General features: G+C 69.6%; 10 protein-coding genes. 1 reads left to right on the plus strand and 9 read right to left on the minus strand.

Annotation, left to right across the window (positions count from 1 at the left end; translation table 11 throughout):
* Positions 1 to 203: 203 nt before the first annotated feature.
* Positions 204 to 3,380, plus strand: a complete 3,177-nt coding sequence (ileS, locus tag OO68_RS31830) for an isoleucine--tRNA ligase (protein WP_033312668.1) — start codon at positions 204 to 206, stop codon at positions 3,378 to 3,380.
* A gap of 166 nt (positions 3,381 to 3,546) precedes the next feature.
* Here the strand turns inward: ileS and OO68_RS31835 are convergent, their stop codons facing one another.
* From OO68_RS31835 to ftsW, 9 genes are all read right to left on the minus strand, one after another.
* On the minus strand, positions 3,547 to 4,665 hold the full coding sequence (locus OO68_RS31835; protein WP_157852772.1) for a DivIVA domain-containing protein: 1,119 nt from the start codon (positions 4,663 to 4,665) through the stop codon (positions 3,547 to 3,549).
* 55 nt (positions 4,666 to 4,720) lie between these two features.
* Positions 4,721 to 5,008, minus strand: a complete 288-nt coding sequence (locus OO68_RS31840; protein ID WP_033312669.1) for a YggT family protein — start codon at positions 5,006 to 5,008, stop codon at positions 4,721 to 4,723.
* A gap of 59 nt (positions 5,009 to 5,067) precedes the next feature.
* A complete protein-coding gene (locus OO68_RS31845) occupies positions 5,068 to 5,709 on the minus strand; it encodes a cell division protein SepF (RefSeq protein ID WP_033312670.1) in 642 nt (213 codons plus the stop codon).
* Positions 5,710 to 5,838: 129 nt separating this feature from the next.
* Positions 5,839 to 6,558 carry a YggS family pyridoxal phosphate-dependent enzyme gene (locus tag OO68_RS31850; RefSeq protein ID WP_033312671.1) on the minus strand — a complete coding sequence of 240 codons (720 nt, stop codon included), beginning with the start codon at positions 6,556 to 6,558 and terminating at the stop codon, positions 5,839 to 5,841.
* Positions 6,559 to 6,564: 6 nt separating this feature from the next.
* On the minus strand, positions 6,565 to 7,296 hold the full coding sequence (gene pgeF / locus OO68_RS31855) for a peptidoglycan editing factor PgeF (RefSeq protein ID WP_033312672.1): 732 nt from the start codon (positions 7,294 to 7,296) through the stop codon (positions 6,565 to 6,567).
* A 10-nt stretch (positions 7,297 to 7,306) separates the two neighbouring features.
* Entirely contained in the window at positions 7,307 to 8,500 is a 1,194-nt protein-coding gene (gene ftsZ / locus OO68_RS31860; RefSeq protein ID WP_033312673.1) for a cell division protein FtsZ, read from the minus strand.
* Positions 8,501 to 8,788: 288 nt separating this feature from the next.
* Positions 8,789 to 9,583: a cell division protein FtsQ/DivIB gene (locus OO68_RS31865; RefSeq protein ID WP_033312674.1), complete on the minus strand. Its 795-nt coding sequence runs from the start codon at positions 9,581 to 9,583 to the stop codon at positions 8,789 to 8,791.
* Between the two features lie 26 nt (positions 9,584 to 9,609).
* A complete protein-coding gene (gene murG / locus OO68_RS31870) occupies positions 9,610 to 10,707 on the minus strand; it encodes an undecaprenyldiphospho-muramoylpentapeptide beta-N-acetylglucosaminyltransferase (RefSeq protein WP_033312675.1) in 1,098 nt (365 codons plus the stop codon).
* 6 nt (positions 10,708 to 10,713) lie between these two features.
* Entirely contained in the window at positions 10,714 to 12,078 is a 1,365-nt protein-coding gene (gene ftsW / locus OO68_RS31875) for a putative lipid II flippase FtsW (protein ID WP_033312676.1), read from the minus strand.
* Positions 12,079 to 12,192 lie beyond the last annotated feature (114 nt).

The following is a 12,192-nucleotide window of genomic DNA, read 5'->3' on the forward strand; positions in this document are numbered from 1 at the left end:
AGCCGCCGGAAGAACGCCGCAGCCGAGCGCAGCGGCCGGTAGACCCGGCATCGCGACCCCAATGAGGGGGCTCACCGGCGCACATCCCGTGCCGGAGGGCCAAGGAGGGTGGTACCGCGGGAGCGCGCCGAAGGCGGCGCAGGCAGACGTAGCTCTCGTCCCTCCGGACGGAAGGCAGCAAGTCCGCCGGAGGAAGCCCGCTGATGACATCGCCGACGTACCGCCAGGTGCCCGCCCAGGTCGACCTGCCCGCCCTCGAGCACGCCGTGCTCGACTTCTGGCGCGAGCAGAAGATCTTCGCCAAGACCCTGGAGCAGTCCGAGGGTCGCCCCGAATGGGTGTTCTACGAGGGCCCGCCCACCGCCAACGGCATGCCGGGTGCCCACCACATCGAGGCACGCGTCTTCAAGGACGTCTTCCCCCGCTTCCGCACCATGCGCGGCTACCACGTCGCCCGCAAGGCCGGCTGGGACTGCCACGGCCTCCCGGTGGAGCTCGCCGTCGAGAAGGAGCTCGGCTTCTCCGGCAAGCAGGACATCGAGGCGTACGGCATCGCGGAGTTCAACGAGAAGTGCCGCGAGTCGGTGACCCGGCACACGGACGCCTTCGAGGCGCTCACGACCCGCATGGGTTACTGGACCGACCTCCAGGACCCGTACCGCACGATGGACCCCGAGTACATCGAGTCGGTCTGGTGGTCGCTGAAGGAGATCTTCAACAAGGGCCTGCTCGTCCAGGACCACCGCGTCGCCCCCTGGTGCCCCCGCTGCGGCACGGGCCTGTCCGACCACGAGCTGGCGCAGGGCTACGAGACGGTCGTCGACCCGTCGGTCTTCGTCCGCTTCCCGCTCACTTCCGGCCCTCTGGCCGGCGAAGCCGCGCTCCTGGTGTGGACGACGACCCCCTGGACCCTGGTCTCCAACACCGCCGTCGCCGCCCACCCCGAGGTCACCTACGTGGTGGCGACGAACGGCGAGGAGAAGCTCGTCGTCGCCGAACCGCTCGTGACCAAGGCCCTCGGCGAGGGCTGGGAGACCACCGGCGAGACCTTCACGGGCGCCGAGATGGAGCGCTGGACCTACCAGCGCCCCTTCGAGCTGGTCGAGTTCCCGAGCGCAAGCAAGGGAAGCAATGGGCACAGCCCGGCCGAGGCCCACTTCGTCGTCAACGCCGAGTACGTCACCACCGAGGACGGCACGGGTCTGGTCCACCAGTCCCCCGCCTTCGGTGAGGACGACCTCAAGGTCTGCCGCGCCTACGGCCTGCCGGTCGTGAACCCGGTCCGCCCGGACGGCACCTTCGAGGCGGACGTCCCGCTGGTCGGCGGCGTCTTCTTCAAGAAGGCCGACGAGAAGCTCACCGCCGACCTCGACGAGCGCGGCCTGCTCTTCAAGCACATCCCGTACGAGCACAGCTACCCGCACTGCTGGCGCTGCCACACCGCGCTGCTCTACTACGCGCAGCCCTCCTGGTACATCCGCACCACGGAGATCAAGGACCGCCTCCTTGCGGAGAACGAGGGCACCAACTGGTTCCCGGACACGGTCAAGAACGGCCGGTACGGCGACTGGCTGAACAACAACATCGACTGGGCCCTGTCCCGCAACCGCTACTGGGGCACCCCGCTGCCGATCTGGCGCTGCGAGGACGACCACCTCACCTGTGCCGGATCCCTCGCGGAACTGTCCGAGCTGACCGGCACGGACCAGTCGGGCCTGGACCCGCACCGCCCGTTCATCGACGACGTCACCTTCGCCTGCCCGCAGGGCGGCTGCGGGAAGACGGCCACGCGCGTGCCCGAGGTGATCGACGCCTGGTACGACTCGGGTTCGATGCCGTTCGCGCAGTGGGGCTACCCGTACAAGAACAAGGAACTGTTCGAGACCCGCTACCCGGCGCAGTTCATCTGCGAGGCCATCGACCAGACCCGCGGCTGGTTCTACACGCTGATGGCGGTCGGCACGCTGGTCTTCGACAAGTCGTCCTACGAGAACGTCGTCTGTCTCGGCCACATCCTCGCCGAGGACGGCCGCAAGATGTCCAAGCACCTGGGCAACACCCTGGACCCGATCCCGCTCATGGACCGGCACGGCGCCGACGCGGTCCGCTGGTTCATGGCGGCCGGCGGCTCCCCGTGGGCGGCCCGTCGCGTGGGCCACGGCACGATCCAGGAGGTCGTCCGCAAGACGCTCCTGACGTACTGGAACACGGTCGCCTTCCAGGCCCTGTACGCCCGTACGTCCGGCTGGGCCCCGTCCGAGGCCGACCCGGCCCCGGCCGACCGCCCGGTCCTGGACCGCTGGCTGCTGTCCGAACTGCACGCCCTCACCGACCAGGTCACCCAGGCGCTGGACGCCTACGACACCCAGCGCGCCGGCAAGCTGCTGTCCGCGTTCGTCGACGACCTGTCGAACTGGTACGTGCGCCGCTCGCGCCGCCGCTTCTGGCAGGGCGACAAGGCGGCGCTGCGCACGCTGCACGAGGTCGTCGAGACGGTCACGCAGCTGATGTCCCCGCTGACCCCGTTCATCACCGAGCGGGTCTGGCAGGACCTGATCGTCCCGGTCACCCCGGGCGCTCCGGAGTCGGTCCACCTGTCGTCCTGGCCGGAGGCGGACCTCGCCGCCATCGACCCGGAGCTGTCGAAGCAGATGGTGCTGGTGCGCCGCCTGGTGGAGCTGGGCCGTGCCACGCGCGCGGAGTCGGGCGTCAAGACGCGCCAGCCGCTGTCCCGCGCGCTGATCGCGGCGACGGGCTTCGAGACGCTGGACTCCGAACTGCGCGCGCAGATCACGGAGGAGCTGAACGTCGAGTCGCTGGCGACCTTGAGCGAGGTCGGCGGCAGCCTGGTCGACACCACGGCCAAGGCCAACTTCCGCGCGTTGGGCAAGCGGTTCGGCAAGCGCGTCCAGGACGTGGCGAAGGCTGTCGCGCACGCGGACGCGGCCGCCCTGTCGCTGGCCCTGCGCGAGGGCACGGCGTCGGTCGAGGTCGACGGTGAAACCATCACACTGGCCCCGGACGAGGTCATCATCACGGAGACCCCCCGCGAGGGCTGGTCGGTGGCCTCCGACTCGGGCGCGACGGTCGCCCTGGACCTGGAGATCACCGAGGAGCTCCGCCGTGCGGGCCTCGCCCGTGACGCGATCCGCCTGATCCAGGAAGCCCGCAAGAACAGCGGCCTCGACGTGGCCGACCGCATCGCACTGCGCTGGACGGCCACGGACCAGGCCACGGTGGCGGCCCTGACCGACCACGCCGGCCTGATCGCCGACGAGGTGCTGGCGACCGACTTCGGCCAGGGCGAGGCGGAGGACGGCTACGGCACCCCGTTCACGGACGAGGGCCTCACCCTCACGTTCCGCCTGCGCAAGGCGTAGCCCACAGGCCGAAGGCCCGGTCCCGCCAAAGATCTTGGCGGGACCGGGCCTTCGGCGTTGCGTACGCACGAACGCGCGTGGCAAAAGGGCGGGGCCCCGGGTGTGAACCCGGGGCCCCGCCCTGAACGCTGCCGACGTCTATGCCGTACTACTGGCCATCAGGCCGTCAGTTGTCATCCTCGTCGATCAGGAAGCCCCGCATGGGCGAGGGCGCCTGGCCCATCGGCGAGGGGCCCTGCGGGCGTACCGGCGCCATCGGCTGGGTCATCGCCGGCGACATCTGCTGCTGGCCACCGTAGGACGGAGCAGCCGGGGCGGGAGCGCCGCCCATCGTCGGGTTGCCGCCGCCGTAGGACGGGGCGCTCGCGCCGGCCGGAGCCATGGAGGGCGCCGGGGACGGCGGGAGGGACGCGGTCGCCGGAGTGCGCGGCGGGGCCAGCGAGTCGTCGGCCTGGGTCTCCAGCTGGCGCAGCTGCGACTCCAGGTACGACTTCAGGCGCGTGCGGTACTCGCGTTCGAAGCCGCGCAGGTCCTCGACCTTGCGCTCCAGCGTGGCGCGGGCGGACTCCAGGGAGCCCATCGCGACACGGTGCTTCTCCTGCGCGTCCCGCTCCAGGGCGTCGGCCTTGGCACGGGCGTCACGCTCCAGACCCTCGGCACGCGAACGCGCCTCGCCGACGATCTTGTTGGCCTCGGAACGGGCCTCGGCGATCGCCTGGTCGGCGGTCTGCTGGGCCAGCGAGAGGACACGGGCGGCGCTGTCGCCACCGGGGCCTCCCTGACCGGGGCCGCCCATCGGACCGCCCATCGGGCCGGGGCCGCCCATGGGGCCGCCCATCTGCTGCTGCATCGGGGGCTGGCCCATCGGACCCGGACCCTGGCCCATCGGACCGGGACCCTGGGGTCCACCCTGACCGCCGGGACCGGCGGGCAGCTGCGGGGCACCGCTCGGCAGCTGGGGCGGACCACCCATGGGGCCACCCATCTGCTGCTGCGGCGGGCCCGATATGCCGGCGGGGACAGGACCACCCGGACCGCGCATACCCTGCTGCTGTTGCTGCTGATCCTGCTGCTCCGGAGGCTTGCGCATGTTCTGCTGGTTCTGCGCAGCAGCGCGCGTGGCCGCGGCCAGTTTGGCGCGCAGGTCCTCGTTCTCACGGAGCAGGCGGGTCAGTTCGGCTTCGACCTCATCGAGGAAGGCATCGACCTCGTCCTCGTCATAGCCTTCTCGGAGGCGGACGGTCGTGAACTGCTTGTTCCGCACGTCCTCGGGGGTCAACGGCATTTCTTCACCTCAACGTTGTCGTCGGCAGTCGGCAAGACCGTATCTGTCACATCGCTCACATCGCGTTCCGCACGAGCGTGATCAGGATGTAGACGATGATCATCAGTACGAAGAAGGACAGGTCGAGCGCCACGCCCCCGAGACGCAGCGGCGGGATGACCCGCCGCAGAAGCTTGAGCGGTGGATCAGTGACAGTGTAGGTGGCCTCCAGAACGACCACCATCGCCTTGCCGGGTTGCCACGAGCGGGCGAACTGGAAGACGTAGTCCATGACCAACCGGAAGATGAGCACGATGAGGAAGACCATCAGCGCGATGTAGAGAACCTGCAAGACCACGCTCATGACTGGTGCTTCCCTCTCCCCTGTTCCCTGATCAGTACTGCTGCTTCCGGTGGTGCGTCTCAGCTCTGGTTGAAGAACCCGCCCTCTGCGATGCGGGCCTTGTCCTCCGCCGTGACATCGACGTTAGCAGGCGACAACAGGAACACCTTCTGCGTCACCCGCTCGATACTGCCGTGAAGACCAAACACCAGACCGGCCGCAAAGTCGACAAGTCGCTTCGCATCTGTGTCATCCATCTCAGTCAGATTCATGATCACCGGGGTGCCTTCACGGAAGTGTTCCCCGATGGTACGGGCCTCGTTGTAGGTCCGTGGGTGAAGCGTGGTGATCCGGTAAGGCTCTCGTTCGGACACGACCTTGGGCATGATCACCGGTGCGTTCTTCTCCAGACTTGCGCGTTCTTGTGTGATGGATGCCACGGGCGCGATGCGCGCCGGGCGGTTGGATTCCGCGGGGAGCGAAGCGGAGCGGGGGGCCGGTTCGCGGGGCGCGGGCGGCTGTACGACTCGTACCTCTTCGTCCCTTTGGGGCTGATGTGAGACGTGCGGCTGGTGGGACGGCTCGTGCCGTCGGTGGTCCCGCTCGGGCTCCGGGTCCAGTTCGGGTTCGAAGTCGTCGTCGGGGTCGAATCCGCGGCCGTCGTACCCATCGTCCTCCACGAGGCCGAGGTAGACCGCCATCTTGCGCATCGCGCCGGCCATGCTCTGAGTCCTCCGCTCTGTGGTGGATCGGCTGACGACTGCCAAGTGCCCGCGATCCACGAGGTCCTTGAATCCGCCTTTCGGCGGCAATGACCATATTTTCTGCTGTGGTCCGACTTCTTGGCGACGTTACCCGAGCCTGGGGCGGACTCCGAGTACCGCGCTGCCGACGCGCACATGTGTCGCTCCGGCCGTCACGGCCTGTTCGAGGTCCGTACTCATCCCTGCCGAGACCATGGTGGCAGCCGGATGACTCCGGCGCAGGTCGGTCGACAAAACCATCAGCCGCTCGAAGGCCGCCTGTTCGCGGCCCGCGTACTCCCCGGTGAGCGGCGCGACGGTCATCAGTCCGTCGAGCCGGAGTCCCGGGGCCCCGGCCACGAGATCGGCCAACTCCCCGATTCCGCCGGGTCCGGTCCCGCCCCGCTCGCCCCGGCCGCTCTCACCGGCGTCGAGTGCGACCTGGAGGAGACATCCCAGCTCGCGCCCGGCCCGGACGGCCTCCTTCGACAGAGCCGTGACGAGCTTGGAACGGTCGACCGACTGCACGTAATCCGCGTAACCGACCACCGATCGCACCTTGTTGGTCTGGAGTTGACCCACGAAGTGCCATGTGAGGGGCAGATCCGAGCAGGCCTCGGCCTTGGGGGCCGCGTCCTGGTCGCGGTTCTCGGCGACGTGCCGCACGCCGAGTTCGGCGAGGATCCGCACATCACTCGCGGGGTAGGTCTTGGTGACCACGATGAGGGTCACCTCGTCGCGCGCCCGCCCCGCCGCGGCGCACGCGTCGGCGATGCGCCGTTCCACTTTCGCCAGATTCGCGGCGAGTTCGTCCTTACGGTCCGTCATGTCCTGTCAGTCCAGCCACACATAACCCGCGAGCCGACCGGTGGTGCGGTCGCGGCGGTACGAGAAGTGATCGCGCGACTCCAGCGTGCACACCGGCGACTGCTCCCGGTCGTGCACCCCGAGCCGCTCCAGCTGGGCGTGCACTCCGGCGCTCACGTCCACCGCCGGTGTGCCCCAACTCGTCTCGGCGTACGCCGCCGGCTCGACGGCGGACACCTCGGCGCGCATCGCCTCGGGCACTTCGTAACACCGGCCGCAGACGGTGGGCCCGGTGCGGGCGACGATCCGGGAGGGTTCGGCGCCCAGGTCCGTCATCGCGCGCAGCGCGGCCGGGACGACTCCGGCGATCATGCCGGGCCGGCCCGCGTGGGCCGCGGCGGCGACCCCGGCGACGGGATCGGCGAGCAGCACCGGCACGCAGTCGGCGGTGAGCACGGCGAGGGCGAGCCCCCGGCGCGTGGTGACGATCGCGTCGACCGACGGAATCGCGGCCGAAGATCCCCAAGGCCCGTCCACCACGGCCACGTCGGCCCCGTGCACCTGGTTCATCCAGACGACCCGGTCCGGCTCGATGCCCAGGGACTTGGCGGCCAGGTCCCGGTTGGTGCGTACGGCGTCGGGGGCGTCGCCGACCGCTCCGCCGAGGTTGAGCTCCTCATACGGAGCGGCGCTCACCCCGCCCCACCGGTCGGTGAAGCCGAAGTGCGCGCCGCTCGCGCTTTCGCGCTGTCCTATCACGACTGAAGGATCACTTGAGGAAGTCCGGTACGTCCAGTTCCTCGGCCGCGCTGTCCGAGTAGGTCCGCGGCGCCGGCGTGACCGGCGGGGCGACCGGGATGTCCTTGACCGGCTCCGGAGCGGGCTCCGGGTCCTCCTTCGGGGTCACGCTGCCGAGTGATCCGAAGGACGGGCGGCTCTCGGTCTGCCGCGCCGGGGCCGGCTCCTCGCGCTTGGCCGAGGAGGAGCCGAGGACGTTGTCCCGCTTGGCGGGCGGCTGGCCGCCGTCGAAGCCGGCCGCGATCACGGTGACCCGGACCTCGTCGCCGAGAGCGTCGTCGATCACCGCGCCGAAGATGATGTTGGCCTCGGGGTGGGCGGCCTCGCTCACCAGCTGGGCGGCCTCGTTGATCTCGAACAGACCGAGGTCGGAGCCACCGGAGATGGAGAGCAGGACACCGCGGGCGCCGTCGATGGACGCCTCCAGCAGCGGCGAGGAGATCGCCATCTCGGCTGCGGCCACCGCGCGGTCGTCGCCGCGGGCCGAGCCGATGCCCATCAGGGCCGAGCCGGCCTCGGACATGACCGACTTGACGTCGGCGAAGTCGAGGTTGATGAGGCCCGGGGTGGTGATGAGGTCGGTGATGCCCTGGACACCGGAGAGCAGGACCTGGTCGGCCGACTTGAAGGCGTCCAGCACCGAGACCTGGCGGTCCGAGATGGACAGCAGCCGGTCGTTCGGGATGACGATGAGGGTGTCGACCTCTTCGCGGAGTTCGGCGATGCCGTCCTCGGCCTGGTTCGCGCGGCGCCGTCCCTCGAAGGTGAACGGGCGCGTGACCACGCCGATGGTGAGGGCACCGAGCGAGCGGGCGATGTTGGCCACGACGGGCGCGCCGCCGGTGCCGGTGCCGCCGCCTTCACCGGCTGTCACGAAGACCATGTCGGCCCCCTTGAGGACCTCCTCGATCTCCTCGCGGTGGTCCTCGGCGGCCTTGCGGCCGACGGCCGGGTTGGCTCCGGCGCCGAGTCCGCGGGTGAGTTCGCGGCCGACGTCCAGCTTGACGTCGGCGTCGCTCATCAACAGAGCTTGCGCGTCGGTGTTGATGGCGATGAACTCGACGCCCTTGAGACCGACCTCGATCATCCGGTTGATGGCATTGACACCACCGCCGCCGACACCGATGACTTTGATGACTGCGAGGTAGTTCTGCGGTGCTGCCACGTCGAAGGCCTCTCGCCTCGAGTTACGTGTCGACGGATCAGCGTGACGCCCTGCGCCCCGCGACCCGACGACTGATGCCGAATGGGACGGTCCGTATCGCCGACCCGAACCCTAACCCTGAAGTTTAGGGTTACCAGTGTGTCTGTTCCTTGGAGTCTTCTGAACAGGACACTAAGTCGACAAGTGGCGCACGTTCAACGAACACGCCGAACCTCCCGTTTTTCTTTTCACCCTATGTGATCAGCCGTAGCACTGCCCAACCAGGGTGCTGGCCTGCGCTGATGTGCGTCAACTCCCGGCTGACGCCGGGGCGGTGGGCACACTTACGTCGAAGTACCCCGCATCGGGCGTTGCTTTCATCAGGGCGGTGAGGGTACGGGCCTTCGCGGCACCCTTCTCGCTGCTCCCCCAGACGACCGTGCGGCCGTCCCTCAACTCCAGCGAGATGTCGTCGTAGGAACGGACCTTGACGGTCCGTGTCTCGCGCGCGACGGCGGCCGGAACCGCGCGTGCGACACCGACCGCCTCGCGCACCAGCCGGGACTCCCCGAAGCGGCGCAGGCCGGCGGCGGCGGAGCCGGTCCGGGAGAGCGTCAATTCCAGTGCCGGGACGCCTTTCGGGGCTTCAGAAACCGTGGCGAAGCGGACACCTTCATCGTCCACTTCGACGAACTTTTCGCCCTTGTGGACAATCAGAACCGGAGTCCGCTCCACCACTTTCAGGTCGATTCCATGGGGCCAGGAACGGACCACGTCAACCGCGTCAATTCGGGGCAATTTCCGGCGCAATCGTGTCTCGATCGCACTGGTGTCGACGGAAATCAGCGGCTTCCCGAGCGGAACCTCAGCGGCGGACTCGACCTGATCGGGCGTCAGAACCCGGGTGCCGGACACAGAGACGTGCTCGGCTCGCAGCCAGTCGGAGCCGTAGAAGAGCCAGACCGTCGGGATGCCGAGGAAGACCAGGGCGAGGCCCAGGAGGACGAGCGCGCGGAGCCTGGCCCGCCTCGACCGCAGGCGGGGCGGCGGGCCGGACGACTTCTGCTGGCGTTCACCGCGTTCGGCGGTGGTCGATCCGGCCACGCTCCCCTGCCTTCCGTCATACAGTCCTATCGGTGTGCACGACTGGCGGCGATCGCCTCGTACACCATGCCGACGAGCAGCTCGTCGGCGTCCCGGCGGCCGAACTCGGCGGCGGCGCGGGACATCTGGTACAGCCGGTGCGGGTCGGCGAGCACAGGCAGGACGTGTCGCTGGACCCACTCGGGGGTCAGCTCCGCGTCGTCGACCAGCAGTCCGCCGCCGGCCTTGACCACCGGCTGGGCGTTGAGCCGCTGTTCGCCGTTGCCGATGGGCAGCGGGACGTAGGCGGCCGGGAGCCCGACGGCGGAGAGTTCGGCCACGGTCATCGCGCCCGCGCGGCAGAGCATCATGTCGGCCGCGGCGTACGCGAGGTCCATCCGGTCCAGGTAACTTACCGGGATGTAGGGGGGCATTCCCGGCATCTGGTGGACCTGCGGCAGTTCGTTCTTCGGGCCGACCGCGTGCAGGATCTGGATCCCGGCCTGCTGGAGCCAGGGCGCGACCTGCTGGACGACCTCGTTCAGACGGCGGGCGCCCTGGGAGCCGCCGGTGACCAGCAGGGTGGGCAGGTTCGGGTCGAGGCCGAACGCGGCCCGGGCCTCGGGGCGTACGGCGGCCCGGTCGAGCGTGGCGATGGAGCGGCGCAGCGGGATGCCGATGTAGCGGGCGCCCCGCAGCTTGCTGTCGGGCGTGGAGACGGCGACCTGGCTGGCGTACCGCGAGCCGATCTTGTTGGCCAGGCCCGGGCGGGCGTTGGCCTCGTGGATCACGATCGGCACGCCCAGGCGCTTGGCCGCGAGGTAGCCGGGCAGGGCGACGTAGCCGCCGAAGCCGACCACGGCGTCCGCCCTGGTGCGCTCCAGGATCTGCTCGGTCGCCTTGATGGTGCCGCGCAGCCGGCCCGGGACGGTGATCAGTTCGGGGGTGGGCTTGCGCGGCAGCGGCACGGCGGGGATCAGCGCGAGTTCGTACCCGCGCTCGGGTACGAGACGGGTCTCGAGGCCGCGCTCCGTGCCCAGGGCCGTGATGCCCACGCTCGGGTCCTGCCTGCGCAGGGCGTCCGCGAGGGCGAGCGCGGGCTCGATGTGGCCCGCGGTTCCTCCGCCGGCGAGTACGACATGCACCGAAATTCACCGCTCTCCGGACGAGCGCGCCGCCGAGGCGCGCCGTCGCATCGTGTTCCATCTCCGGGGACTCCGACCGGAACCGGTGCCCCCCGCCCCCCGCTTTCTACCAAAGCGGGGTTGCCGCATCGCAAGCGCCATCCGCGCAGCGGGGTCCTGACGCGCGAAGGCGATCAGCAACCCGATGGCGAACATGGTCGGCAGCAGGGCGGATCCTCCGTAGGAGAACAGCGGGAGAGGGACGCCGGCGATCGGCAGCAGACCGAGCACCGCACCGATGTTGATCACGGCCTGCGCCGTGATCCAGGTGGTCACGCCTCCCGCGGCATACCTCACGAAGGGGTCCTCCGTGCGTCCGGCCACGCGGATACCCGCATAGCCTAGAGCCGCGAAGAGGGCGAGTACCGACAGCGTCCCCGCCAGGCCCAGTTCCTCACCGGTGACGGCGAAGATGAAGTCGGTGTGGGCTTCGGGGAGTTGGCCCCATTTCTCCACACTCGCACCCAGCCCGGAACCGAAGATTCCGCCCGAGGCGAGGGCATAGATCCCGTGTACGGCCTGCCAGCAGTCGACGGGTCCCGACTGCGGCTCGGTGGCGCCCAGGCACTGCAGGCGGGCCATCCGGTTGGGGCTGGTCTTGATGAGGATCAGGCCGAGGACGGCGGCGATCGACAGCACCCCGGCGAACAGCCGCGTGGGGGCGCCGGCCAGCCAGAGCAGGCCGAACAGGATGGCCGTGAGGATGATCGCGGTGCCCATGTCGCCGCCGATCATGATCAGGCCGAGCAGCATGAACGCGGCCGGGACCAGCGGCACGAGCATGTGCTTCCACTGGGTCAGCAGCTTCCTGTCCTGCTTGCGGGCGAGCAGGTCGGCGCCCCACAGCACGAGGGCGAGCTTGCCGAACTCGCTGGGCTGGATCTGGAAGGAGCCGCCGAGGGAGATCCAGTTCTGGTTGCCGTTGACCGACACCCCTATCCCCGGGATCTGCACCAGGACCATGAGGAAGACGGCGCCCGCGAGGATCGGGTAGGCGAGGGCCCGGTGCAGTCTCACCGGCATCCGCGAGGCCGCGAGCAGCAGACCGGTGCCGATCCCCGCCGCGAGCAACTGCTTGCGGAAGAAGTACGAACCGGGCAGCGACATCTGCAGCGCGGTGATCTGGGAGGCCGAGTAGACCATCACCAGGCCCAGCACGGTGATCAGCAGACTGCCGCCCAGGATCAGGTAGTAGGCGGTCAGCGGCCGGTCCCAGCCCCTGCGTGCGCGGATGTAGAGGCTCAGGACGCGGTTCTCCCGCGCGAGCCGGGGCGCGGCGGGTCGCTTGGGGGCGCGCGGGATCGGAGGCCGTCCGGTGCGGCTGGTGGGCATAGCGGCTCACCCTGCCATGCCGGAGGGGAGCATCGCTCGTTGCACGCCCCCTGGCCGCTCGGGCACCAGCCACATCCGTGTCACGCGTCCCTCCCAGGTACGCCCGGCACCGCC

The organism is Streptomyces iakyrus (assembly GCF_000717055.1).
GTDB classification, from domain to species: Bacteria; Actinomycetota; Actinomycetes; order Streptomycetales; family Streptomycetaceae; genus Streptomyces; species Streptomyces iakyrus.